Source organism: Leptospira ainazelensis, assembly GCF_016918785.1.
Lineage (GTDB): Bacteria > Spirochaetota > Leptospiria > Leptospirales > Leptospiraceae > Leptospira > Leptospira ainazelensis.
Genome location: NZ_JAFFPT010000077.1, coordinates 1 through 26,171, shown reverse-complemented (window position 1 = coordinate 26,171; position 26,171 = coordinate 1). Strand labels below are relative to the sequence as shown.

Sequence of the window (26,171 nt, the reverse complement as noted above, 5' to 3'; positions counted from 1 at the left end):
AAATCGCCGGCTTTAATTTGTACAAAGCAAGAATCGGAATCTTTCGGAAAATTCAAATATTGTAGGAGGTTCTACAGTCTGAGAAAGGTTTTTGTTCTTGTGGACAAGTTGATTTTTCCCTGTGTCGCGATCCGTAGAGAGCGGCGCATTGAGTTGTCGCGGAGAATCTGTAGGAGCTCCTACAGATTTGAAGAAAGAATCTACTTGCAAAAAGGTTAATTTTCTGATAGAGCAAAGTCACCGGGAGTTTTCCCACGGACCCGCCTCCACCACCCGAAATTTGGGCGGGGCGCGCGGCTTTCACGGAGAAGCGTCGTTGTTCCGACATTTTTTTTATGATTCAGTGCCTTTTTTGTGAAACGATTCTTATTCTTAGTAGAAAACTTTTCCAGGATTCAAAATCTCTTTTTTATCGATTTCTTTCTTAAACGCTTTCAAACCCAAGAGTGCAGGTTTGGAAGTTGATTTTTCATACCAAGACTTGTGATCAAAGCCGACTCCGTGGTGGTGGGAAATCGGAGCGCCGTTTTGGATAAAACAATCCGAAACGGTTCGTTTCATTCTAAACCATTGGTCCTCCGGTTTTTTTGAGTCCATCGGAAAAATGATCGTGTAATACAAACAGGCACCTTCGTGATAGCTGTGGGAGATATGACACATCGCGATAGAACCCGGAATCGATTTTTCCAGAGCGGCGACACCTTCCTTATGAAGATGAAGAACACGATCGTAGGTCGTGGAGGTTTCCATCGTATCCACACCGATTCCGTTTTCCATCACGTGATTCCGTAGGAAGGGCATATTGTATCTGGAATGAATCCATTGTTCCCCAAGATGAGTTCCCGCATACAGCCCGCCGAACATAGGGATGAACTTTTTGATTTTAGAAAAATTTTGAGAAACGTCCTCTTTGGTGCCGTCCATTCCGAGAAGAATCACACATTTATCCTCTCCGATCGATTTAAAACTTAGGACCGCGTTTTGGATCTTGTTTTTCAACCAACGGCCCGGGGTGTTTTTTTTACCAAGAGTGCCTAACGTCTGATACAAACGAGTTTCGTTTGTATCAGAAAGTCGAATCATAGAAGTAGGGATTTCCCTGTGATTTACTTCCTTGATAAAGTTCAAACCCGCGGAAAAATTCGGAAATACGATTCCAAAATACTTTCTTGTCTCCGGAAGTTTATGAACCTTAATCGTGACTTCGGTGATAATACCGAGAAGCCCCTCGCTTCCCGCAAAAATTTGGTTCAGATTCGGTCCGGTGGAAGAGGCCGGGTCTCTCAGAGTTTCCACAATTCCCGAAGGAGTTACTACTTTTAGACAGGTAAGAATTTCCTCAATTTTCCCGTACCGATTGGACTGTTGTCCCGCGCTTCTCGCTGCGATCCAACCTCCGAGTGTGGAATATTCAAAAGACTGTGGAAAATGTCCGAGAGTAAATCCCTGATCGTTTAGGAGTTTTTCCAATTTGGGTCCGTAGACTCCGGCTTGGAATGTCGCAAGATGACTTTCCTTATCCAAACGAACGAGCGCATCCATTCGGGTAGTATCTAAGGAAAGAACCGCTTTTTGTCCTTTTCCTTTTAGAACTTCCAAACCTCCCACAACGGAAGAGCCTCCGCCAAACGGAATGACTGTGATTTGATTTTTGGAACAGTATTCTAAAATTTTTGCGATTTCCGATTCTTTGCCGGGATAGATAACCCCGTCCACAAAGTGTTTGAGATTGTCAAAGGAAAGTCGGAGAACGTCGTAGTAACTTTTCCCCGCGGAATGAAAAACTCTCTCTCTGCGCTCGGTAGAGAAATGTTTGGACCCGCTGATCTTACTCAATTCTCGGATTTGAGCGGGACTGAGATTGGATTTAGGAAGAGTAACTTCTTCCAGAGCTACGGGAGGAGTTTTGCGAATTTCAGTGACCTGGAATTCGTCGGAAAGAAATGCAAGAATTTCCTGCATCTGACCCACTCTGAAAAAGTCTTGGCCATAGGCTCCCCAGGCGTTCCATCTCAAGTTATCTCTTGAATAATCTATTTTTGCATTGAGTTCGGTATAAAACATATTCTTTCTAATTCTCCGAAGGAAGGATAAAACTGTCCGAAGCACAAGAATCTGGATTCGATCGAATTTCGCAACAGAATTCTGGGTAGTTTAAGAATGAAGAAGTTCTTTGAGTTCTTTGACTCGCTCGTTTTCGGGTTCCAGTTCCCCGGCTCTTTGGATCAAAAAGGAAGCTCGGTTCCGATTTCCTTGGAGTCGGTAAACGTCAGCGAGATGGATCAGATTCTTAACGTGATCGGGAAATCGAAGTCGAAATCGTTCTCCGAGTTCTTCGGCCTTTTGGAGAAGTGAAACATCCTTTGTTTGGGAATAATTTCTTTTGGAAAGGAGTGAAGTGTAGAGGAGAAGTTCATGGTCCGCCGGATCCTGGGTAAGAGCTTGATTCGCTTTGGAAAGAGCTTCGGAGACTTTTCCGGCTTTATCCAGAAGTCTCGCGAAAAATTTGAGCTCTTCGGAGGAAAGATCGTTTTTGCCGTTTGATTCTTCATAGACCGTAAGAGCTCCTACAAAATCTTTCGAAAGAGCCGCCTTCTTGGCTCTGGAGAATCGATCCTGTTGGATTGGAGTCGAAGGATTTCCCAAAAATTGGATCGATAAGAGGCTGTAGTCGTCCGAAAAACTCCCTACCGTCAAAAGGAGATCCTCGATTTTGGACAATTCTCCGTCGGCTTCTTCCACTCTTCGTAAGAATTCGGTTTCGTCTTCGTTGATCTTTCTCTTTCCTTCGAAGTTCGCATCCAGGATAAGATCATCCTTACCGTCGGAACCGCAGAAAATCTTATCACCCGATTTCATCTGAAAAACTTTGACAAACACTTGTCCGTTGATTCCTCCCACTCCCAATTTATAAAAATGGGTCTCCGGATCGATAAAGGAGGCCTTACCGTCGCGGTAGAGAACCAACCACGGATGTTCTATATTCAAATAGTATAATGTTCCGGTATCTTCTTCCACAAGACCGAGAACTGCGGATACGAGCATACTTCCGTCAAAGGTTTCGAAAACTTTTTGAAGATCCGTAAAACAATCCTTCAGCCATCGTTCCGGCGAACGGTTTGCGGAATCGGGATCCATTCTAGATCTTATAATTACCGAATTGTAGACCGCACCTAACACCAAAGCTCCGCCGGCTCCTTGGATCGATTTCCCCATCGCATCGCCGTTGATAAACGCTTTGAATTTTTTTCCTTGAAGAGTCAGATCGTAAGCGCTGAGATAATCTCCACCCAATTCGTATTCTTTTTCTCTAAACTGGAATTTTTTATATTGGTTTAAGGCGAAATCGATTTGGACCGCACCGGTCTCGGTTTTTTTTGCGATCAACGGATCCAAAAGGAGAGAGGTAAGAAAGTAATCCCCGTCTTGTTTTTCCTTCAATCCTTGGATCTGTTCCATGTTCTCCGAAATTTCCCGGTTTTTTTCCAAAATTTTGAAATGACTCACGAAGTTGGAAAATCGATACCGCTCTACGATAAAACCGCTGAAAAAACCGAGGAGGTAGCTGATTGCAAGATTCTGCATGGAATAGGAAGCCTGATCGGTGGAAAGATTCGGGCGATATAAAAAAACCGCCGCCAAAAAACTGAGAATGGAAAAGGAATAGAGTAGAATCAAAATCCTCCTTGGAAAGGGCATAAAGACCATGGACATCACAACGATCTGAAGTCCGGAAACGTAATTCGGGTCGTCTGCAATTCTCCCTGTAAAAAAAGCGGTTACGTTTAAAAGATAGACGAATACGATGTAGGCCCATTCCAATCCTTTTCCTCGCAGACGAGTACCGACAAACCGATCAATCGCTATCGAAATCAAAAAGAAGACGCTGAGCAGACTCAATCCGATTCGAAAGTAGAATAGTTCCGGAAATTCAGGATGAAGTTTTCGATCGGTGTCTAACGCGAAACCCAACCAGACAAAAGTTCCGATGATCGATCCTGGATAATGGAGAAGCCGAGCTTGTCTGTGGAGATCGTCCACGTATTCTTTCGCGTAACGGATTCTATCCTCATGAATATCAAAGAAAAGTCGGAAATACTTTTTGACAGTTTGGATCAAGGGCATCGTATCCCTAAGGTTACTTCATTTCGTATTTTTTCAATCAGGTTTTCGGATTTATACACTCTAATATCATTTTATAAAATTCTTGATTTTTCGGGATCCGGCTAAAAGCGATTGACCCCGCCATTTTTAAAAAAATCAATACTAGTTATGGCAACAAAAACAAAGTCAACTTCTACCAAATCAATTGTTTCTAAAGGCTCTACTTCTTCCGTATACGATCTTTTGATTGTCGGCGGGGGAATTACCGGCGCAAACGTTCTTTGGGATGCGACGTTACGAGGTTTGAAATCGATTTTGTTGGAAAAAAACGACTACGCGTCCGGAACAAGTCAGGCCACTTCTAAACTGATCCACGGCGGTTTACGTTATTTAAAAAATTTTGAATTGAGTCTAGTTCGCGAGTCTCTTCGAGAACGAGCCACTCTCGCCAGAATCACGCCAAACGCCGTGCAGACGATGGGTTTTCTTGTGCCCGTGTATTCTCAAGCGGAAAGAATTGTTTTGAAACTCGGAATGGAAATGTACAACGCCTTGTCTTTTGATCGTAATCAGAATATTTCGGAAGACCGTTTGATTCCAAAATACAGCTTTTTATCGAAAGAACAGACTATCATGGAATCCCCGACACTGGAAAGGGCAAAACTAAAAGGTTCTTATCTTTACTACGATTATCTCAATCTCAATCCGGAACGCCATACTTCCGAATTTATCTTCTCCGCAAGGGAAAAAGGAGCTGAGGCTAAAAATTATACGGAAGTCATTTCCATAACGCGCAATAACGATTCCACCTATCAAGTCGTCGCCAAAGACAAGTTAACCGGTAAAGAAAGTTCTTTCCGAACGAAATGTGTAGTCAATGCCGCCGGCCCTTGGGCTGATTTTGTCGAATCCCTGGCGGGAGTACCTGCCGATAAAAATTTGGTTCGTTCCAAGGGGATCCACGTCGTCACACGAAAGATCTGCGGAGACAAAACGATCGTTACCAAAAAAAAAGACGGAACCCATATTTTCATCATTCCTTGGAGAAATAAAACGATCATCGGTACGACGGACACCGAGTATCCTGATAATCCGGACGCATTTCGAGTGACCAAAAAGGATATCGAAGATTTGTTAAGCGAAGTCAACTTTTCCTTTGGTTATACGGATCTAACGCTTCAGGACGTGGATTTTTATTACGGTGGTTTGAGACCTTTGGTGGAAGATCCGAGCGAAAAGACCTCCACTTACAACGCATCCCGAAAGACCGAGATCTTTGATCACAAGGACGCCGGGTTCCCCGGATTTTTTACCGCGATGGGAGGTAAATACACAACGAGCCGAGCCGTCGGCGAAGCGGTGGTTAACAAGATTGTGGAATTTTTACCCGGAGAATATCGAGCCTGTGAAACCGAAATTATTCCTCCTGCGACCGGAGACTATTCGGATCTTTCTTCCTTGATAAACGATTTGAGTCGAAAATTTCCAAAGTTAAGAGGAGAATTGGTTGAAACCGTTGCGGCACGTTACGGATCCCAGTCGTATTCCATTCTTTCTAAAAGCGGTTCCCAAGAAGAATTTTATACTTTGCAGAATGGGGAAAAATTCTTTGAAAGCGAATTGAAATTTATCGCGGGAAGGGAAGACATTCGATTTGCTACCGATTTTTTCTTCCGTAGGTCCGGAGTCGGAGTTCCGGGGCTTCCCGAAGAAAAGGAAACGAACCGTTTGATTCGTTCCCTTGCTAAAAATCTCAAGTGGAATCCGAGTCGGATTCAAAAAGAAACAAAGGCAGTGTTAGAGCGATATCGGATTTTTTGAGTTTAGAATGTAAAGGAATTGGAAAGAATCACCGCCATAAAATCTTTGATGACTTCCGAGGTGTCGCCTAAGCTGATCGCCTCTCCGTCTACGATTCTTTGAACCACGGTTCCTAAAATTACGCTGATCAAAATCCGATTTAAGGTCGGATTTGTAACTCCTAGATGTTTTGTGATGATGTTCACGTATTCTTTCATCGCGTCGGCGATCAGAACTTTTTCTTCCTCGTGATTTTTGAGTCTGGAAACGTCGCAAATGATGTAGAGCAGATTTTGAAAATAGGATTCTCTCGATTGGATCATCTGAAAAAGAGAATCGACTCTGGTTTCAAGCGTCTGCCCGGGATTGCCCTTTGAGTAGAGTTGTAATTCTTCTATGTCCTTCATAAGGACGAACTTCACCAATTCTTTAAAAATATCCTCTTTGGTCGCGAAGTAGTGATAGAGAGTTCCGGTGGAAACATCCAACTCGGTTGCAATTTCTCTCATGGAAACCGCAGAATATCCCCTTCTTGCGAGGATATCCACACACTTGGATAGAATTTCTATTTTGTATTTTTCGTGATTGACTATCTTTGGCATTGGAACCCCTCGATCTATTTTTTATCCACAACTCGTATACGTGATGATGGAAGCGCTTCCACCGGTCAAGAAGATTGGGTGGAAACGATTCCGAAGAGATCGACTGAAACGATCAGTATGCGATTTTCAGTTTTTGATAAACGAAACCTAAGAGCCAGATCGGTCCGATCATCAGAAATTGAATGTCTTTAAAAAAGGAAGGCTTTTTACCTTCTATCTTGTGGCCGATAAATTGTCCGATCCACGCCAATACAAAGATTGTGATCGAAAGATCGACAAGTCCATACGCGTAAGTTCCTATCATTACCGGAAGAACGGTCGCTTGTAAAAGAACGATCAGATAGATCATAAGCGAAGTAAGAAGCAACATTCCAAAGGCAAGGGCCGGCGAGAGTCGAATGTAAAACGCAAAAGCCAACACGAACGCGATGGTCGCGAAGTTTAAATAGGGAACGGATGCAAAAACAGAAGGAACCGGAATCGACCAAAGAAGACCGATGACGGTAAAGTAAATCAAGGGAACGCAGATCCAATGGATATTTTTATTGATTGGATTTCTGTGACTGTCGGCGTATTCGCCAAACCAAGTTTCTACGGATTTCATAAATCAAACACTCCTCTCGGTTAAAAATTTTAAACGTTCGAAAAAGATTCGCAAGTGTTTTTTATCGAACCCTTTGAATAAAATCGAAAATCTCATTTATCCGATTTTTGAGTTTTTGTCTCCGCATTCCAAGGCGTTTTGGACCCCGAGAGGATTTGTAAAATCGAAAGAACTTTGGGTTGAAAGGAGCGAAGGATTTCAAAAGTCGGTTGTCGGTAAGACGGTCATGATTCCGATTCGGTCAAATTCTCCGAAGAACCTTCCTCTTTTTTAAGAATCGTCTGTGTCTCCTGCAAAGAACTTTCGACTTCGAGAGGACGTGTGATTCTTTCGATCGGAAGTTTTTTTACGTGATTCGCCATTTCCTTGAGAATCGCTTCCGTGATTTGTTTCATGATCTCGCCCGTAACCTCGTTTTCGAGAACGTCCGTAATCATCGTACTGATATCCTCTCCGAGTCGTTTGGAAATTTCTCCCATAAACGGAATGCGGGACAATTCTCCCAATAAGAATTTGGACTGAAGAGATTCGTTCACCTTTGCGTTAAACTGAGTTTGGTGGAGTTCAAACGCGCGTTTGGCGAGTTGGCTATAATCGAGACGGATCATCACTTCTTCCACTCTTTCCAAAGAATGCAGAAAGACGGCGTCCGCAATCGTATCTACGATCACATCCCGAAATCGAAAGGTAATTTCTCTCGTAACGATATCGCTTAGATTTTGTCCGGATTGACCTAACTTGTAGAATGCGATGATAATCTTAATTCCTCTCAAAAGTAAAAAGGGCCTCAAAAAGTAGAATGGAATCACTCCCACAACTTCGTACCAATTCATCGAGAAGTAAGTTCCGGGATCCTTGGATTTTCGAAACTTTGTGATGAGCTCCACTCCCCAAATCACAAGAACAAAAAAGTCAAAACCGATGACGTAGGCATAGAGTTCTTTGGGAAGAAATTCTTTATAAGAATTGTAGATCAAAAGAAGAAGAACGTCGAAGGCCGCAAGAGAAAGTAAAAACAGATCTCTCCCGGATCCAGGCAAAGCGCGGAGCCAAAGATAAAAATGCCAGACGTTAAATTTGTTGACCCGGACCGGATTACGTTCGGAATCAGCCATTTTACTCATAATCTCCCTGGAAAGGTTGGTTTACAGTATTTACGAGAATGGGATTCTGGTCACTACAATTCCATGTATTCACAAGTGGCGATTGACGGTTTCAATCTGATTTATAAGTTTCCGGAAACGGAAGAATTGATGTATCAGAACCAACTCAAAAAAGCCAGAGCGGCGGTTTTGGAATTGATCGAGTTGTATTCAAAAAAAAAGAAAAACCTAACGTTTCACGTTTTCTTCGACGGTAAAAAGGAAATCGCTAGCGAAGTATATCAGGAAACGTTCGGAAAACTGCATGTATATTTTAGTCGAGAAAGAAAGGCGGACGACTTGATCAAAGAGTTTGTTCGTACACAAGCTCGACCTTCGGATGTGCAAGTGGTCAGTTCGGACAAAGAGATTTTTTTTCACGCAAAAAAATGGGGAGCTCGTCCGATCTCTTCGGAAGAATTTGCGGTTTTGGTTCTCGCAGAAGCCGTTCCTAAAAAGGCAGAGCCTGACAGCGAAGAATTCAAAGATAAAAAACTGAATTCGGACGAACTGGAATATTGGAAAAATTTATTTAGGAAGGGCAGATAAACAGTGCTGTTCAACTCCGTTACCTTTGCGATTTTTTTCGCGGTTGTTTATACGATCTATTGGTTGATTCCCAAGAAGAATCGTCCCGATTTTTTGATTCTTTCCAGCGCCTTTTTTTATATCTGGTTTTCCTGGATTTTTTTCTTTCACTTCGTTTTCGTAATTCTTCTCAATTACTTTTTTTATAAGAAGATCAAACTCGATCGCGAGAATTCCAAAAAGTGGATGATCGCCGCCGTTCTTTTTAACTGTATCAATCTCGGATTTTTTAAATACTTCTATTTCTTTTCGAGAGTTCTTGCGGATCTTACGGGTTATCCATTCTTTCAAGAGATCCAGGGAATCGTTCACATCATTCTTCCGCTTGCGATCAGTTTTTACAGCTTTCAGATGATCGCCGCCGCCGTCGACGCGAGAAGAAATCCGGAAAGCGAACTCATTTCGATCCAAGGATATTTCCTTTTTGTTTTGTTTTTTCCGGTTTTGATCGCGGGGCCGATCATGAGAACGGGGGATTTTTTTCCGAACTTAAAAAATTTGGAACCCGATCGGGACAAAATCTATAACGGAAGTTATTTGATGATCAGCGGCCTTGTCAAAAAAGTTTTGATCGCGGATCCTGCTTCCGGTTTAATTTCTCCGATTTTTTCCAACCCGGAAGTTTACGATTCCACATCTTTGATACTCGCTGGAATCGGTTATTCGATTCAGGTCTTTTGCGATTTTTCGGGTCTTACGGATATGGCGAGGGGAGTGGGTGCGTTGCTCGGGTTTTCTCTTCCTGAAAATTTCAAGGCTCCGTTCTTTTCCTTAAGCGGAAGGGAACTCTGGCAGAGATGGCATATAACGTTGTCTTTTTGGCTGCGGGATTACATCTATTTCTCGTTAGGCGGCAGTAGAGCGGCTCAGTGGAGAACCCATCTCAATCTGATTCTTACGATGACGATCGGAGGATTTTGGCACGGAGCGGATTATACTTTTATAGCCTGGGGTTTTTATTGGGGAGTTTTGCTCGCGGGAGAACGTTATCTGGAGAATACTCTCGGTTGGAAATTAACTCCGGAAAAAAACGCGGTTCTAAAAGTTTTAAAAGCCGTAACCGTCTTTCTATTATTCTCCTTTAGCGCCGTATTGTTTCGGGCGAATAACGCGACCACGATGGTGCAACACGTACTTGGGATTTTTAAAAATGCTCCGAATTCGATCGAGTCGGAAATTTCAAGTTCGGTAAATACGGCCTGGATCGGAGAAGCGGGGCGACTTGTGGACGGTAATTCTTTTTTTCTTCTCAATCAAATGGAGAATGTGGAGAAATTCTTCTATCTATTCTTAGCGCTTGTTCTTTTTAACTGGGTTCAGTATGTTCCCGATTTTTGGAAACGTTTTCGAAAGTATGATCCTTGGCTCCTTACGTGTGTAGGAGTTCTTACACTTTTTCTGCTCGCTTTGTTTTCGGAAGATTCGGGCGCGTTTATCTATTACAAGTTTTAGGAAAATTGAATGTTGCGAAATCGTTTTCTAATCGTTCCCTTTGTCATCTTTATCATTGCCTTTAGCATCGATAAGATGATCAGTTCCACGACTTTAGAGCCGTACTATTCTCTCACACTTTCCGATCTCAACTTTCGTCATAAAGAATTTTTATTCGAAGAACTAAAAGGTTATCTCAAAGAAAAAGAGCGAAAGAAGGTTCTGGTTTATTTTGGAAATTCCAGAGCCCTTCTTTTTAGAAACGATTATATAGAGAAAAAATATCCAAACTGGATTTTGTTTAATTTTTCGGTTCCGGGTGGATCTCCCGATTATTATCTTTTTTGGTTGGAACGGTTTCAATCCGAAGGAATCAAGCCTGATTTTATCTTGATGGACGAATCGATCGAAATCTTCAATTCTTCTTCCGTTTTGACCTTGGACGAGGTCTTGTTTTACGGACTCAGCCCTTCGTTTGTTTTTCGTCACGCGGATCGTTATTCGTCCTCCGATCTAACCGGTTATATTGGAAAAAAATTGTTTCATACACTTAAGAATAGACCTCGTTGGAACGTCATTCGAGCCCGTGCAAAGGACGGGGGTTTGATGGCAAAGGGTTATACCAAACTTCGGGACGAAATTACGGAGAATCTAAAAAAGCAGAGGGGAAGTGCAACCTCCGATTCGAGTCCGAAGATCGTCTTGTCGCCGGAATTACTCAAAAAAAGATCGAATACGGATTTTAAATCATATCTGACTCCGTTTACGTTCAATCCGAAGATGTTGTCCAATCAGGAAAACGCGATTTCCATCGCAAAAGGATTGGGAGTTCCTTACGCGACAATCTGGGTGCGCGTCTCCCGTCCTTACTTTGAACTCTATAAGACGAGAAAGGTTTTAACCAACGAGAAAGACGAAAAAACTCCATACGAAATTATGATTCCGATATTGGATCGATTGCATCAATCGACCGGAACCGCGTTTTGGAATATGAACGAGGATCCTGGTTATCATTGCGACGATTTCAGCGATCCGGGACACATGTCGCCGAGTTGTTTTAACGACTACGCGGATTTTATCTTCACACGATTACCGAAGTAAGAATCGGATGAAGATCGCGAAATATTTTCATACAAAAAAAGGAAATAGGAGAAACAGTGGAACTTTTTGAATTTGCCGTTTCCGGAAACTGTCACAAGGTCCGGATGCTATTGTCTATGCTGAATTTGGAATATACGAGTCGAATAGTAAACGGCGCGGAACGAGAACAGAAATCCGAAAATTTTTTGACGATGAATCCGTTTGGACAAGTACCCGTTTTGAAAGATAAGGAAGTTGTTATCCGGGATAGCCAGGCGATCCTAGTCTATCTTGCGATCGAATACGGAAAAGAAGAATGGTTTCCAATATCCGGGATCGGAAGCGCAAAGGTGATGGAATGGCTTTCGACGGCGGCAAACGAAGTCGCCAGAGGACCGGCGGCGTTACGTTCTCACTATAAATTTGGGAGACCGTTAAATCTGGAAGAAGCGACGGCAATTTCGAATCAACTTCTTCATCTTCTGGAAATTCACTTGGAAAAGAATTTTTGGCTTGTGGATAAAAAACCTACGATTGCGGACCTAGCAATGTATCCGTATATTGCTTTGGCGCCGGAAGCTAAGATCGATTTAAAACCTTATGACAAAATTCGACAATGGTTGCAACGTGTTGAAAGTTTGCCGGGTTATGTTTCTATGCCCGGAATCGAGTTGCAAAAAAATTAATATACCGTGTTTTACGATTACCTCTGTTTTCCTCGAAAAATCTACGTGGTTTTTGAGACAGAGAGGCTTAACGGAGCTCGATTAACGCGCTCACAAGAATCGGAAGAATTTCCCCCGATTTTCCCGGTATAAAAAGATCTACCGAAGAGGAAAAGGAACTCTTTTCGGGATTGATCTCTACAAGAAGGGCGCCGCCCTTTTTTGCTATTTCGGCGAGATAGACCGGCATACCTACCGCGCCGGATGTGCCAACAATCAAAAGAAGATCCGTTTTTTGCATCCTTTGAATCGAGAGATCGAGTTTGAATTCTTCATACGATTCCCCAAACCAGAGAACTCCCGGTCGAAAAAGAGAACCGCAGAGATTACATTTCGGAAGTTTTTCCTTGGAATCGTTCGTAAGGGTCTTGATTTCGTTTCCGCAGGATTTGCAACGATTGATAAAGATATTTCCGTGAATTTCGACAAGATTCTTTGAACCTGCGCTGGAATGAAGACCGTCTACGTTTTGAGTGACAAGAAAAAAATCGGGATGACTTTTTTCCAATTCGGCGAGGGCACGATGACCCGCATTCGGATGTTTGCTTTCGATGATACTTCTTCTCCAGTGATACCATTCCCAGACCAGTTCCGGATCTTTTTGAAACGCCTGCGGGGTCGCCAATTCTTCCGCACGAAAACTTTTCCAAAGTCCATCCGCTCCTCGAAATGTTGGAACCCCGCTTTCGGCTGAAATCCCGGCTCCTGTGATCGCAGTGATTCTTTTTAATTTTTCGGAATGGGACTTTAGGAAGTTTTTCATTTCGGTAATTGAAGCCCTGCCTTTACATCCAACATCGTTTTCTCGTCGCAAAGAATTCTTATTAGTTCCAAGGAAAACTCAAAGGCGGATCCGGGCCCGACGCTGGTGACGATCTTTCCTGAAATTTCAAGTCTTGATCCCGTAAAACCAGGCGCGTCGGAAACAACTCCCGGAAAGGCGGTAAACCTATCCTTCTTTGAAAGAATATTCTGATGTACTAATATACTTGGGGCTGCGCAGATCGCGGCGATCCATTTTCCGTTCTTCTTAGCTTCTTGTAGGAGCTCCTCGATTTTAGGATCGACGGAAAGGGCCTTTGTGCCGCCGTTTCCACCCGGTAGAACGATCATGTCGAAATCCTTAAAATCGATTTCTTTTAGAGTGGTATCGGCAAGGATACGAACCCCTCTCGAAGAAGTGACGGCACCTTCCTTGAGCGATGCGCTTGTGACTTCGATTTTTGCTCTTCGAAGAACGTCGATGATGATGACGGCTTCCATTTCCTCCATTCCTTCAGCGAATGGAACCAAAACTTTAGGCATAAGAATTCCTTCAAAAACGAGATTCGTCCCTGGAACCTTTCCAAGTAACGTTTAAGTTTAAGAAGTAATTTGTAATCATCGCGGCTAAAATAGCAAGCGAATCTGAGAAGAATTTAATCAGAAGTCCGGAAGAATTGAACTCGGGGATAAAGATTCTATGATATAAGAATTGAAAAACGCTGATTTGAATGAGAAGTCCGAGAAGACTTACTAAATGAAATAGAACAAAACCTTGAATAATTCTGAATCCATCGTATCTTTTTTCATAGAACGTAAGATAGTTGTTGAGGAAAAAATTGGAAAGAATGGAGATTTCAATTCCGAAAAGAACGGAGCTGTGCAGAGGGTTTAAAAACTGAAACGGAGTGGTTATTTCCGGAAACCGAAAAGTTTCCCCGATCAAAAGACCGAAAAGATTTACGAAAACGCCGGAGGAGCCGACCAAGGAATAGAGTAAAAACGTAGGGGAGATCCATTTTCCAAAACGGAGATCCAGAAGCGCGACTAAATAATTACGGATCACGGAACCGTCTAATTTTGTCTTACCGAATTTTCGATTTTGGAAGGTAAAGGGAATTTCAGAAATTCTCGGACTCACTTTCGATCTATGCAAAAATTCTAATAGAATTTTAAAACCTCTCGGATTGATATTCTCGGCGGTTTTTTCAAAATACTCTTTCGAGATCGCAAAAAAACCGCTCATAGGATCCGAAACCGGAATCGGTAAAAAAAGTTTTGCAAGAACCGTGGCGGAAACGCTAAAACCTTTTCGAATCCAAGACCAGTTTGAAGTGGAGCCTCCGTCTGTGTATCTGGTCCCGATACTTACGTCCGATTTTTGCTCCAAAATAGGTTTTACTAAATCGGGAAGAATGGATTCATCGTGTTGGAGATCGGCGTCCATCACTACAAAAACTTTTCCCTTTGCAATGGACATTCCTGCAAGGACGGCGGAGGAAAGACCGCGACCTTCCATTCTTCGAAGAACAAAAAGTTCTTTGTGATCTTTTTTTAGATTCTCAGCGACTTCCCAGGTCCGATCGGGACTGTTGTCGTCCACGAGTAGGATCTCATACTTGTATTTTTCAAGCGCCTTTCCGATTTTTGGGAGAAGAATCGGAACATTCTCCTTTTCATTAAAAGTTGGCAGGATAACGGAAATCTCAGGCGCTGTCATTAGAGTTCAGAATTTATAACCTGGCAAATTCTGTAAATCCATTAATTAAGTGTACACTTACTTAGTTTTTTATCTAAGAATAAAATTCCGAATCTTTTAGAAGGACGAAGAACTGTTCCCATTTCAAAAATTACAAATCCCTGACATTTTGAAAAAGAGAAAAAAAAAGAAGAATGTAAAAAACAAAAGGAAAACGAAAAACTTTTTTCATTTTGAGCAAGACTTTTGAAATGGAATGGAAATGGTTTTCAAAAAAAGAATCAATCCAAAGGTCTGGTTTCGAATCCTCGGAATTCTTTTATTCTTATTTTTTATGCACCTTTTGGTTTCCTGGTTTTTGAGTAGTCCTCTGAGATCGGAAAAGGTTGTCCCTTTTCACGGCTCCTTTATTCATTCTCCTTATTCCCAGACAAAACAAAGGTGGTTAAAGACGGCTTTTCATCTTCATTCCGATCGAGACGGCTTTTCTCCGTTTAGAAGCAATCCGAAAGAGATTCAAGAACGATATCTCGAAAAAAAATACGATCTCATCGGGATCACCGACTATTTAAAGGTGAGCGGAATCGAATCTGGAAATCCAAAGTTTTTTCCCGGTTATGAATGGGGAAGGGACTTCAATCGAAAACATATTCTCGCGTTAGGCGCTCATGATGCAGTATTCGATTTTTTTCCGGTTTATTCTACCATAGGAAATCTTCAATGGACCATTGATCGGATGCAAAGGGAAGGATCTTTCGTAATCGTATCACATCCAACTCTGGAAGGTTCTATTTCTTATCGTGACGTCGAGAAACTTCGCAATTTAGATGCGGTAGAGGTTTTTTCGCCGTTTGGAGATTCCGTTTCCGAGTGGATTCGGCTTTTGGATCAAGGGTATTCCGTTTTAGCCGTGAGTGGGGACGATCTTCATTATTTCCCGGGAGAATTGATTCGCGCGATGAAACTTCCGTTGTATGAAAGAATTTTTCACGAACTCACTTTTTCCAATCAAAACGAGGGGGAAGCGTTTACTCGTTATATTCTTCTCAACGTCGATTCCACCGATAGAAAAGAAGTAATAAAAAATCTAAAACGGGGAAATTACGTATCCGTACTCAAACTCGTTGATTACATGGATGATCCCGGAATCCTAAATTTAAAGATCCAAGATAAGAAAATTTCAGTGGAATTCCCTGAAAAATTCCTAAAGTTGGAATTTCTCGGGAAAGGTGGGCGAATTTTGAAAGAAGAATTTCAAAAGACGCGCGGCGAATACATGTTTCTACCAGAAGACGAATACGTCCTTGTGAAAGCGACATTTCCCTCCGGATTTCTTTATTCAAATCCTTTTTATCGAACCGAAACACCGAAAGAAGATTAAAAGTAAATTATAAAATTCTAATCTACTGAAAGAAAGGGATACCGGCGATTCTCCAAGAGTTTTTGAGAAGTCGGAATCACAGAAAGTCCGAGAAAATATTCCCACCCAAACCCAATCGATTTTCAGAATCATATCTTACCACAAATGAATTGAATCTTAGAATCTGTCCTAACGACGGCAAGGGCTTGCTTTTGCGTGCCGGAGTAAGGAAACGATACGTTAAAGTTTTTGGCGTCATGGGAGGTCGAGGAGGCGGATACTAGGAAAGTGATTTGGAATGAATTCCATCTCAACCGGAAATTTTGTAGGAGTTTCTACTAGTGCGACTTTCTAATTGCAACAGTATGGTTTTTTGGCAGTTGTTTTTTATGTTCCGGTTGAATAAAGAATTCTCTCTCGAATGATGTGTTTCGCTCTGGGCGATCTATTTTGCCGCAGTCCGAGCGAGCCGAGGGTTAAGAGTTACGGGCTGTGTCGATAAATATCAAGACAAACGAAGGCGCGTGTTTTCGGTTTTAGTCAAATCTGCGTTAGACGAAAAGGAATAAGAGTTGGATATGTCATTCCTTCCTATCGGAATAAAAACCAATCCAATCCACATGAACGAATGCGGAGTCGGACTTTGTTCCTCAGTAAGACATCGAATTCTTAGAAGGAGAAAATAGTAGAAATTCTTCCTCGGGGTATTGATTGCTAAATAATACCGTTTCCGAAATCGATTAATAACCGATTTTTCAGATCTTGTTCTATTGCGGTTCCGATATTTCCGGCTACAATTTGTGAAATTAAACAATATTATAAAATACTAATTTATTAAAATTCATTGTTATTTGAAATTAGAAAGGAATAACTGACAAACATAGGAGAAGATAACGTTGGGGATCCGCTTGACTCTTTTGATTTATAAACTCCAAGTATAAAAAAACTTCGGAGACTTATCGAATGAAAATAGTTAAAAAAATTGGGGTCTGCATCGTATTGATCGGACTTCTTTCTGCGTGCAAATCAAAAGAAGAGGATGATAATACATCTTATTTGGCTTTGTTGCTGGCGGCCGGCGGCTACAACAATACTTGTTCATTTTCACCGGCGGGAACTTTTGTGCCGATTGCTTCTATGACTGCGATTGCAAACGGAGTGCCGTATACGCTTTCGTTTACTCAAATCGATAGACAATACAGCGCGATCCAAATTCCTGTAGCAGTGGCAGGTAGCGTAGCTAGATTTCAAGTAAATTCCGGAACTCTGGGCGTTGCCGTTTATAAGGGAGGTTGCCCGGTCACCAGAGGGGTGAATCTTGCGGCAGCGGGAACGGATTTCGTTTTTACCGTGGGCGCCGCAGCGATTACAAACACGGCACAAATTCAGTTTAATGTTCCCGGATCCTATACGATTATCGTAAATACGGTGGATGCTGGAACGGGGACTTTTCAATTCAACTAATCAAATCCTTTTAAGCAGTTGATATAAAGAGAACCTCTATCCTAAGGATTGGAGGTTCTCTTTATAAATCTCTCTCTAAAAAAAATCGGATCTTGTAAGGTTTTTGAAAATGAATTGGTTTAGAATATGAAGTAAGCTTTCGCGAATGAGGCTGAAGCTCTTTAAAGGATAGAAAAGCAAAACCGTTTGAGTTCGGAATGGACTTTCGAAATTCTTTGAAGAACATTACACAGCAGAAGACCTTTCAAAAACAGTTTGGAGTAGATTCTTATGTGATGCAACAGGCCGACTTGCATCAAGAAAAAACGACTCGAAAGAGCAGAGGGGAATCATATAAAATCTACTCCAAATATAGGGGCAAATTTGAAAGGCGTAAACTACTTTCTGTTGTTCCAGACTTTTTCACTTGCTCGTCTTAATTCTTCGATTCTTTGTCTTTCGATAAAAGGATTTTTGGTTTCTGAATTAATTTCTCTTCTCCAGACCGGGATGGTATGGGTAATACCTTTCTTTCTTCTGATTCTAACTTTTTCGATTGGATTTCTGATCGGTGCGGCTGACCGAACGATCTGTGCTTGCAATTGATTGATTTTTTCTTTGAGTTCGAAAATATTTAAGGAGGAATAGAAAGAGGTCAATTCCTTCTTTGCGATTTTCGAAACTTCTTTTTTTTCTAAAACTCTAGTGTAAGGGGATTTTGGGTTGTCGTATTTTCGAATGCCTTTGGATCCGATGCGATGTTTTTCTACCAGAATCATCACGGGTAAGAAGAAGTTGTTGTAAAGATTCAGATACGAATATAGGGCTTTTAAGGATTCTGCGTGTTCCGGTTTATCGAATCTGAGATAGCCAGTATTTCTTCGAACGACTGAATAGTTTTTCTGTTCGATGTGCGGGTTATCATTCTTTTTGTAAGGGCGCCCACGAGTGAAAGTAAGTTGGTATTTTGCCGCAAAGCGAAGAATCGTATCATTGATAAATTCAGAACCATTGTCTGAATGAATTCCGAGCAAAGGGAATGGGAATGCCTTCCTGAGCCTGGAAAAGGCCTTTAGCATTTGAAATTCGGTCTTGTTCTTTACTAAGATACAAATTGTCCAGCCGGTGCAAACGTCTGTTGCACAGAGAGTTGAGAAAAAACCTCCGTACACATTCCCGCCGTTATGAGCGATTAGATCGACTTGGGTAAAACCGGGAGAGGTATCTTTCCATTCTCCGAAAGTTTTGATCGGGATTTTATCAATGAGAAACCGAGGTTGCCTTGTAGTGGAAGTGCCACGTCCTCTGAATTTGAATCGAATGCGTTTGAGTAACCGATCAATGGTTGCCGAGCTGATAGATAGAAGTCTTGTTTTGAGATGTTTGTTGAGCGGATAGTTTTGTAGGTGTTCGATTTGTTTTAGGACTTCCGGAATTGCGGCTTTCATTCTCCTTGAACAAATTCGATCCAGAACTTCCCAGATAAATTCCAAGGCTTTCCGTACGTCTTCGTCATAAACAGGATTCTTTTTTCTAAGTTGCTTTGAAGGAGATTTTTTCTCTCCAGAGCCTCGTAAAACCGTTCTTGCATAGGATCGATTGTATCCTGTAACTTCTACGAATTCATCGAGGATCAGACTTTTTTCTTTCTTGAAAGCCCAACGGTATCTCTCCTTGAAGATCTTCGTGACCATGTGTCTCTCCCGTAGATTCAGTTTCATAACGCACCTCAACCATCTAAGGGAAAGTATGCACTATGCTGATTCTTTAAGATTTGGAGTAGATTTTTAGGTGATTCTCAAAAACAGTTTGGAGTAGATTCTTATGTGATGCAACAGGCAACTTCCGATAATACATATTATGTCGCATTGGCCCGGATGCAAGGTTGTACCGTTAAAAAGGTTCCCATTTGAGTGTGTTCAAATATTTCTCCGTACGCGAATTTTGTAAGACATCCTACGCAATTCCTTCGGAAGATTTCCCTAAAAGGATAAAAAAATTCCCAATGATTTCATTCCATGAAATCTAAACTGTTACCGTTTTAGTTGTAAGATGCGAAACAAATTGAGGATTCTTTTGGAAAAAACTCTCATTTGATATCTAAAACGAGAGTTTTATATATCAATAGTACTGACCCAATGTGATCGTGACGATCGTTTTACCGTTGTCTTTTTTATTGATACATTCACACTTGATCTGCGCGGATTGGCTGTAGTAGCCTTGAGATGCGGAAAATCCCGGTGCCGCCTTACAGCTCTTATAGAGTCCCTCGTTCACCAAACGACCGCAAGCTTCTTGAATCGCCGCCGCAGCGTCGCTTGCTTGTGACGATACCTTACCGGGAACGAGAAATCCTAATAAGATAAGAGTTAAAAAGAACGCCGTTTGTAACCATTTTTGAAACACTGAAATTCCCCCGCTTATTGACCTGAAAATAGATAAAACTCTCGTCTAAATTTTCAAGATATTATTTTCTGAATTATAGAATTATCAACAAATTTACGAAATAAATTTTCATATAAAAAAGGAACTCGGAACTCATGACTCTAAGAAATGGCGGATTTTTCTTTTGTATCTTCTCCCTTTTGATTTCCTTTTCGCTCTTTTCACAGAGCGCTGCATCCAATCCGGACGAAAAAACCTTGGAAGAATATAAGGTTAAAAAGAACGATTCTCTTACAAAGATCGCAAAGGAAGTCCTGAACGATCCCGGAAAATGGAAAGAATTTTTAAAATACAATCAGATTCAAAACCCTTCTCTGATAAAGGAAGGAATGGTTTTAAAGGTTCCTTCTCATTTGAGAAAGATCGTGGAACCGGAAGCTCAACCGATTGCGTCTCTTGAAATTTTTTTCGGCTCGGTTGAATATTCAAAAAAAGGAAAGGATGGGAATAATCCGAATTGGAATTCCGTTTCTAAAAATCAAATCCTCAGAGACGGTGAAAGTCTGAAAACGGGAAATAAATCCGGAGCCTCTCTGGTGTTTTTGGAAAATGAAACAAAGGTTAAAATTTATGAGAAGTCCAGTTTCTCAGTTTCAAAAAAAGGATCCCCCGAAATTTTTCTGGAAAAAGGACAACTTCAAGCGAACGTTAGGTCTTCGTTGCTCAAAAGTAGTAAAAAGAACGTATCTGCAACAAAGCTCGTAATCAGTACTCCGATGGCGGTTGTTGGAGTTCGGGGAACGAAATTTTATGTAGGGAACGAGGAAGACCAACGAACGGATGTGGGTTGTTTCGAAGGTGTTGTGAATGTGGAGGGCGCCGGAAAAGGTGTCGAGGTAAAAGCGGGTTTTGGCACATACGTTGAAAAGGGAAAAGCCCCCGTGGAACCATTCCCGATTCCAAGTAAAATTCAGATTGATAAGGAATTTGAAAATAAATGAGTTTTGTCAGAATTTTTTGGATCGTACTTCTTTTTTTACACATTGGAAACGTGAATGCACAAGATAAGAAGGAATTCGAACTTTCTTGGAAATCGGACCCGGCAGCGCAATCGTATGACGTGGAATTCTCCGATAGTTCCGATTTTAAGATCATTCTTCGCACCTTAAACGTTAAGGAAAAGAGGATTCTATTTTACCAGGAAGCTAACGAGCGTTATGTGAGAGTGATAGGTATTGGAAGAATGTCGTCTAAGGGGGAACCTTCCGACTCCATTCTGATCGATTCTCTCCGTCCCTTTGTTCGATTGGAAAGAAAAACTCCCCCAAATACAAATGCGATTCTCTTATCCCCTACCCAAAACGAAAAATTGGTTTTAGACAATCCAAGCGTCGGCAGAAACGGAGTGAGAGTTTTTTTTCGCGTCAACGAAGGAGAATGGAAAGAATACCAAGGATCGATTTCGGGTCTTCAAGAAGGAAAAAACGATGTTGAATTTTATTCCGAAACCGCGTCGGGAGTAAAAGAAAGGACACGTTTGATGGAAGTCGTTCAAGATACTAGAAAACCGCAGATTCGCGCCGAAATCGGAAAAGGATTTCGTCTCGAATCGATTCCCGTAACGCGGAAAGACCAAAGTCTGCAGGTGGAAGTTGTGGATCTTGTTTCCGGAGTCGCGGAAACTGAATTTTTCTTTTTACAAAACGGAAGGAAAATACCGGTAAATCCCAATTCCCAAGAAAGAAATACTTATAAGTTTCAGATTCCGGAAAGTTTAGAAGACGGAAGTTTTGGAATTCAGATTCGCGCAAAAGACTTTGCAGGAAACCAAGCCGAAGAAACAATCTTTGGAATTTTAGATTCAAGTCCGCCGATATGTAGGGTGAGTCCACAGCCGATTTCCGGAAATTTGTTGCCCGTTCAATCCGAAATACAAATCCAATGCGAAGACTTGATTTCGGGAACTAGGTCGATTCAATTTCAGCAGAACGGAAACGAATTTAGAAACTACGCGGAAGGGCTTGTTTTGAACCCTGGAAAACACAGTTTTGAATTTAAGGTGACTGATAAAGTAGGAAACTCATTAAACATAAAAACGGAATATACGGTCTTAACCCCTACTCTAAAATCGAACGTAAAAATCCAACAGAAGTAAAAAAGGTTAGAGTAGAATTCCTAACGAAGAAATCTGCAGTTCCATAACTCGCGGCTTCCGACTAACCCCGTTTAGTCTACGGTCTGGATACTTAAAACTCTCAGCTCGGACGCCTGGGTTTTGATTTTGATGATTTCTTCCTGCAATAAACCGGAATCGTCGTTTATCCCGTTGATTTCCATACCAAGATGTCCCATCGTTTGAACCATCTCCCCCTGACCTAACATTTGCTCTTTTGTGGATCTGAGAATTTCTTCCGATGTCGTTTTGATTCGATTCACTTCGGAAACGAACTTTTGAATGATCGATTTTTGTTCCAGATAAAAAACGTTCATTCTATCGATCCTTTCTACAGTGTCTAAAATTTTCATCTTTTGGTTTTCGGTCATGTTCCCCGTTTCAGTGGAAGCGATTCGCGCCTCTTCGATAAATTTACGAGATTGATTTACGATTACAGAAATCGACTTTGCATTGGCCGAAGTAAATTCCGCCAGTTTACTGACTTCGTTTGCTACGACCGCAAAACCCCTTCCCGCGTCTCCGGCGCGAGCTGCTTCTATGGAAGCGTTGAGGGCTAAGAGATTTGTCTTATCGGCGATCTCGCTCATGATACGATTGATTTCGTCCACTCGGTTAAAAGAATTCGTAATATCTACGAGATAAGATTTCGTTTTTTCGGCGGCGATCATAACGTTATCCATATCGACTTTATTCTCCTTAGCAAAAACGGTAAGCGCTTCGTTAAGAGACGCGCTGTTTTTTAGAATTTCTCCCAATTTTTCCGAGTCCGTCGCGAGTTCTACAAGACTTACGTTTTGTGTTTCGATCGAATGAGCCGTGTTAGACGAAGAAGAGGAAAGTTCCTCCAAAACGGCGTTGACTTCTTCCAGAGCTGCGGCTTGAGATTCCATTTTCTGACTCGTATTATTGATAAAATCCGCAAATTTACGAATCGAATTTTCCAAACTTTCTGCGGAATTCTCCAATTTATGGCGATCTTCTTTGAGTTTAGAAAGAATGATTTGGGAATCTTCGTAAAGTCTGGAACCTTCGTCCGTGAGTTTTGCAAAGAGACTCATCAGTTGTGCGAGGATAACGCTTGCCGTGAAAACGAAAGTGATCTTAACGATCTGAACCGAAAAAATCATATTTCCGGGAATTTTTCCCTGTTCCGGATTTTCGGTAAGAATCATACCTCCTTTCCATGCGACAAAAATCGCAGCAGCGATTCCAAGTGCGGCGAAAACTCCGACCAAAAGGACAAAACTCCTCTGTCCCAAAAAAGAAGAGTAGATCATCACATAAAAATAAATAAAAAAAAGCAACATATTCGAAAGTATGCCGGAAGAAACTGCTGGTTCGATCGAACAATCGGCAATGAGCGTGAGCGTAAGAATATTGACGTCCAAAAGGACTAACGTCTTTTGAAAACGAACTCCCACTTTACCGGTTCTATGAAGAATAAATTCCAAAAGACAATAACTCGCCATAAGTCCGGTGCCGATAATATGCGCAATCACTTGAGTGGGATGATTCGTTTTGGAAACACTAATAAGAGTAAGGCTAAAAAGGATCACTAAGCCAAGACGAATCCGGTTGATCACAACGGCGCCGTCGTTCCAAATCTGGTGAATCGAAGATTTTTTGGTTTGAGATCCAGTCCCCATGAGAATTCTCCTTTGAAGAAGTTCACGCTAATGAAAGTGATTAAAAAGAAAAGCAAAACTTTCGAGTTATAGACTGGTATTCCAATAAGGGGCTGGAGATTTTCTAAGAATCCGATAAATGCAAAGGATCTAATATTCGAAACTCGGAAAAATCAAATGCCCATTTCGCAATTTCAAAATGTTTAAGCTCCGGAACAACGCGAAGAAAAGCAAAAAAATGCACTCAAAAGATTCCTAACGCGCGTTTTTATAGCGGTAATTCGGATTCTTCCAGCCAATTGGAGAAATGGATTTTTCACTGGAGAAAAGACCTTTGATTAGATAGATTTTTTACCGCCGATTCGCAGTGACGAGTTTAGAAGAATGAGAGTTTTTAATTCTCTGAGAAAGTTGGTATTGACGGAATGGTTTCAAAATGTAGAAACGAAAACGAGTACCCAGTAAAACAAATTTATTTTGTATAAAAAATTGGAAAAGATTTCCAAAGGAAAAAAATGAAACTAACTTTTAGAATTCTCATGATTTTGTCTTTTCTCGGAGTCGGGTTTGTACTTTTGGGTTATTTTTCAAATCCAAAGTTCGATGGTGAAATCATAACGACGATCCATGCTCCGATTTCAAAAGTTTATCAGCACCTTTTAGATTTGGAAAGTGTACCCAAATATAGAAAGGAAATAACTAAAATTCTTCGCGAGGGAAAAAATGCGAAGGGGTTGCCTGTTTGGAAGGAAGAAACGGATACGGGTGGGTCTATTTCATTTGAGATGACTGAGTCGATAGAAAACGAAAGGATTCAAATTCTTATGAAAGAATCCAGCTTTGGGATGAAAGGAACCTGGGAATACCGACTCCGAGCCAAAGGAGATAGGACGGAAGTCAGGATTTTTGAAAAATCCGAAAATCAAAATATTTTCATTCGCGCGATTTTTGCCCTTATCGGAAAAGATGCGAATCTCAGAAAGGAAATCGAAATTTTACAGATCGTTTTTCCTAACGAAAAATAGTTTTTTACTTTTGTTTTAAATACAGTCTTCTTTGCAAAATCCAATCGTAGAGATTCTTTCCGGAATCCTTCCAAACAAATTCAGAACTGTGAAAGTATTTTTTTTCCGGTTCAAAATAGATGAGATCGTTTTCGAGGCTTCCGTTTTCCCGAAGAGTTAGGATCGAAACTTTTGATTCTTTTTGTGTGGGAAGGTGAATGAAGGAAAGGACTCGGTTATCTCCTTCGGATAATTTCAGAGGAGAGGAAGGAATTCTGTTTAGACCTTTTGATTTCAGGAACTGAAAGAATTCCTGATCTTTTTTGGATCGAACTCCTACGCTTGTAAACCAAAGTTCGAGTTCATTCTCACCTGTGAGCGGATTATAGATTTCGATCGAGGCTCCCCTTTGGATTAGATACTTTGCAAGGTCGTATTTACGATTCAAGATCGCAACGTAAAGTGGGGATTGATAAAAGGAAAGGCCTTTTCCCGATGGATCGTTTTGTCTGTATCCTCCGAAATTGGGATTTGCGCCGGCAGCTATTAAGATTTTTGCAACTTCCGAGTTCACAGCCTGGGAAAGAGGAGTATGTGTCGCGGTAAAAAATCGATCTTTGGAGATCAAAACCCCTTCCAAGATCAAAGCGGATTCTTGAGCGCAACCCTTGGCTCGGAAATTAGGATCCGCTCCTTTTGAAAGAAGAATTTTTAAAAGCTCCATATTCCCAAATCGGGCCGCAGTAGAAAGAGGTGGTTCGCATTCATTACTTTTGTTCCAGCCGCTCTCTTTTTCCAAAACAGCGATTACTTTTTGATTTTCCCCTCTTTGAATCAGTTCGGAGACGGAAGCGGAACAGGCGATCAAAAAACACAAAGAGAGAATTAGAAAAAGCTGATAAAGGGATCTCGCCCAAATTCTACCAATGTAGGGCTGGATTTTAAAAGAGTGGTTTTGATTCGAGGTTCTTTTTCGCATTTAAAGAAGGAGACTTTTCGTTCTTTTGATTTTTCTTTTTTTGCAAATGAAAAATCCCTCTACTTTCCGGTTCTTTCTAAGTGGACAGGAATGATTCATTTATATATTTTGCGCGTCTCAAAATGATTTGTTTTTCAGGTTTTTCTTTGGCCTTAAGGGAAGACGAGTCCGGAAAGCAGATCGATTCTGAATTTTCTCAAAAATACTTCAGAATCGGTTTCTGAAAATCGAAAAAGGAAGCATTTTTAAAAAAGATTCGGAGTAACTCTAATGTAAGCCACACCGCGATGAACTGTTAAACCCCTGTTCCGTATTTTGCTTTCTCATTTTGAAGATAAAAAAATCCCGCCATTGTTTGCAGTGCTTTCATCTAACTTTGATAACAAAAAAGAAGTGGTCACTCCATCGATCTGTCGAGCGCCAAAAGAAGCGATACGCTGAGTTAGAGACGAGATGGACGTAAATGCGAAGCGTTTTGGCTTTCAGTGAAGCAGAAAACTAATCTCGGGTGCGACTTTTAAAATTCTTCTGCGGAAAATAAAAAAGCTCGGCAATTTCTTACCGAGCTTTCATGAGACTTTGAAGACAGAAAAAGTAGCGTGACCTAACACCCCGGATCCTTCCTTGCGAAAGGATCCGGTTTTTGTCGTGGCTCCGAAGAG

At 41.4% G+C, this 26,171-nt stretch carries 22 protein-coding genes; 10 read left to right on the top strand and 12 right to left on the bottom strand.

Annotated elements, in window-relative coordinates:
- Positions 1-372: 372 nt before the first annotated feature.
- The gene (locus JWG44_RS18580; RefSeq protein WP_205276523.1) at positions 373-2,064 is read right to left on the bottom strand and encodes an FAD-binding oxidoreductase; all 1,692 of its coding nucleotides are present in this window, start codon (positions 2,062-2,064) and stop codon (positions 373-375) included.
- A gap of 90 nt (positions 2,065-2,154) precedes the next feature.
- On the bottom strand, positions 2,155-4,125 hold the full coding sequence (locus JWG44_RS18575) for a PP2C family protein-serine/threonine phosphatase (RefSeq protein ID WP_205276522.1): 1,971 nt from the start codon (positions 4,123-4,125) through the stop codon (positions 2,155-2,157).
- Between the two features lie 147 nt (positions 4,126-4,272).
- Between JWG44_RS18575 and JWG44_RS18570 the strand changes: the two genes are divergently transcribed.
- Positions 4,273-5,925, top strand: a complete 1,653-nt coding sequence (locus tag JWG44_RS18570; protein ID WP_205276519.1) for a glycerol-3-phosphate dehydrogenase/oxidase — start codon at positions 4,273-4,275, stop codon at positions 5,923-5,925.
- 2 nt (positions 5,926-5,927) lie between these two features.
- On the opposite strand, the gene JWG44_RS18565 is transcribed toward JWG44_RS18570, so the two are convergent.
- The 3 genes from JWG44_RS18565 to JWG44_RS18555 all read right to left on the bottom strand — a co-directional run bounded on the left by JWG44_RS18565 (position 5,928) and on the right by JWG44_RS18555 (position 8,225).
- Positions 5,928-6,506 (bottom strand): TetR/AcrR family transcriptional regulator, encoded by a 579-nt coding sequence (locus tag JWG44_RS18565; protein ID WP_205276518.1) that lies wholly within the window; start codon positions 6,504-6,506, stop codon positions 5,928-5,930.
- A gap of 112 nt (positions 6,507-6,618) precedes the next feature.
- A complete protein-coding gene (locus JWG44_RS18560; protein ID WP_205276517.1) occupies positions 6,619-7,110 on the bottom strand; it encodes an Mpo1 family 2-hydroxy fatty acid dioxygenase in 492 nt (163 codons plus the stop codon).
- 224 nt (positions 7,111-7,334) lie between these two features.
- Positions 7,335-8,225 (bottom strand): hypothetical protein, encoded by an 891-nt coding sequence (locus JWG44_RS18555; protein ID WP_205276516.1) that lies wholly within the window; start codon positions 8,223-8,225, stop codon positions 7,335-7,337.
- 72 nt (positions 8,226-8,297) lie between these two features.
- Here JWG44_RS18555 and JWG44_RS18550 point away from each other — a divergent pair, with 72 nt between their 5' ends.
- Genes JWG44_RS18550 through JWG44_RS18535 form a run of 4 tightly spaced genes read left to right on the top strand, consistent with a single transcriptional unit; the run spans position 8,298 to position 12,037 of the window.
- Entirely contained in the window at positions 8,298-8,801 is a 504-nt protein-coding gene (locus tag JWG44_RS18550; RefSeq protein ID WP_205276514.1) for an NYN domain-containing protein, read from the top strand.
- 3 nt (positions 8,802-8,804) lie between these two features.
- On the top strand, positions 8,805-10,292 hold the full coding sequence (locus JWG44_RS18545; protein WP_205276512.1) for an MBOAT family O-acyltransferase: 1,488 nt from the start codon (positions 8,805-8,807) through the stop codon (positions 10,290-10,292).
- Between the two features lie 9 nt (positions 10,293-10,301).
- On the top strand, positions 10,302-11,372 hold the full coding sequence (locus tag JWG44_RS18540) for a DUF1574 domain-containing protein (RefSeq protein ID WP_205276511.1): 1,071 nt from the start codon (positions 10,302-10,304) through the stop codon (positions 11,370-11,372).
- Positions 11,373-11,428: 56 nt separating this feature from the next.
- Positions 11,429-12,037, top strand: coding sequence for a glutathione S-transferase family protein (locus JWG44_RS18535; RefSeq protein WP_205276510.1), 609 nt, complete (start codon positions 11,429-11,431; stop codon positions 12,035-12,037).
- A 67-nt stretch (positions 12,038-12,104) separates the two neighbouring features.
- Here the strand turns inward: JWG44_RS18535 and JWG44_RS18530 are convergent, their stop codons facing one another.
- Genes JWG44_RS18530 through JWG44_RS18520 form a run of 3 tightly spaced genes read right to left on the bottom strand, consistent with a single transcriptional unit; the run spans position 12,105 to position 14,558 of the window.
- Complete coding sequence (locus tag JWG44_RS18530) at positions 12,105-12,839, bottom strand: SIR2 family NAD-dependent protein deacylase (RefSeq protein WP_205276509.1); 735 nt, start codon at positions 12,837-12,839, stop codon at positions 12,105-12,107.
- Positions 12,836-13,381 carry a DJ-1 family glyoxalase III gene (locus JWG44_RS18525; RefSeq protein WP_205276508.1) on the bottom strand — a complete coding sequence of 182 codons (546 nt, stop codon included), beginning with the start codon at positions 13,379-13,381 and terminating at the stop codon, positions 12,836-12,838. Before JWG44_RS18525 ends, JWG44_RS18530 begins: the two co-directional genes overlap by 4 nt.
- Positions 13,382-13,391: 10 nt before the next feature.
- The gene (locus JWG44_RS18520) at positions 13,392-14,558 is read right to left on the bottom strand and encodes a glycosyltransferase family 2 protein (RefSeq protein ID WP_205276507.1); all 1,167 of its coding nucleotides are present in this window, start codon (positions 14,556-14,558) and stop codon (positions 13,392-13,394) included.
- A gap of 241 nt (positions 14,559-14,799) precedes the next feature.
- On the opposite strand from JWG44_RS18520, the gene JWG44_RS18515 reads away from it, so the two are divergent.
- On the top strand, positions 14,800-15,918 hold the full coding sequence (locus tag JWG44_RS18515) for a PHP domain-containing protein (protein WP_205276506.1): 1,119 nt from the start codon (positions 14,800-14,802) through the stop codon (positions 15,916-15,918).
- A 942-nt stretch (positions 15,919-16,860) separates the two neighbouring features.
- Positions 16,861-17,361: a hypothetical protein gene (locus tag JWG44_RS18510; RefSeq protein WP_205276500.1), complete on the top strand. Its 501-nt coding sequence runs from the start codon at positions 16,861-16,863 to the stop codon at positions 17,359-17,361.
- Between the two features lie 377 nt (positions 17,362-17,738).
- Here JWG44_RS18510 and JWG44_RS18505 read toward each other — a convergent pair whose 3' ends face one another.
- Entirely contained in the window at positions 17,739-19,061 is a 1,323-nt protein-coding gene (locus JWG44_RS18505) for a DDE-type integrase/transposase/recombinase (protein WP_205276486.1), read from the bottom strand.
- Between the two features lie 400 nt (positions 19,062-19,461).
- Positions 19,462-19,746 carry a hypothetical protein gene (locus tag JWG44_RS18500; RefSeq protein WP_118982338.1) on the bottom strand — a complete coding sequence of 95 codons (285 nt, stop codon included), beginning with the start codon at positions 19,744-19,746 and terminating at the stop codon, positions 19,462-19,464.
- Positions 19,747-19,880: 134 nt separating this feature from the next.
- On the opposite strand from JWG44_RS18500, the gene JWG44_RS18495 reads away from it, so the two are divergent.
- Both JWG44_RS18495 and JWG44_RS18490 read left to right on the top strand, forming a co-directional pair.
- The gene (locus JWG44_RS18495; RefSeq protein ID WP_205276485.1) at positions 19,881-20,726 is read left to right on the top strand and encodes a FecR domain-containing protein; all 846 of its coding nucleotides are present in this window, start codon (positions 19,881-19,883) and stop codon (positions 20,724-20,726) included.
- A complete protein-coding gene (locus JWG44_RS18490) occupies positions 20,723-21,880 on the top strand; it encodes an Ig-like domain-containing protein (RefSeq protein ID WP_205276484.1) in 1,158 nt (385 codons plus the stop codon). The genes JWG44_RS18495 and JWG44_RS18490 overlap by 4 nt, the downstream gene beginning before the upstream one ends.
- 71 nt (positions 21,881-21,951) lie before the next feature.
- Here the strand turns inward: JWG44_RS18490 and JWG44_RS18485 are convergent, their stop codons facing one another.
- Complete coding sequence (locus JWG44_RS18485; RefSeq protein WP_205276483.1) at positions 21,952-23,547, bottom strand: methyl-accepting chemotaxis protein; 1,596 nt, start codon at positions 23,545-23,547, stop codon at positions 21,952-21,954.
- 494 nt (positions 23,548-24,041) lie between these two features.
- Between JWG44_RS18485 and JWG44_RS18480 the strand changes: the two genes are divergently transcribed.
- Entirely contained in the window at positions 24,042-24,551 is a 510-nt protein-coding gene (locus JWG44_RS18480; RefSeq protein WP_205276482.1) for an SRPBCC family protein, read from the top strand.
- Positions 24,552-24,555: 4 nt separating this feature from the next.
- Here JWG44_RS18480 and JWG44_RS18475 read toward each other — a convergent pair whose 3' ends face one another.
- A complete protein-coding gene (locus JWG44_RS18475) occupies positions 24,556-25,509 on the bottom strand; it encodes an ankyrin repeat domain-containing protein (RefSeq protein WP_205276481.1) in 954 nt (317 codons plus the stop codon).
- Between the last annotated feature and the right edge of the window lie 662 nt (positions 25,510-26,171).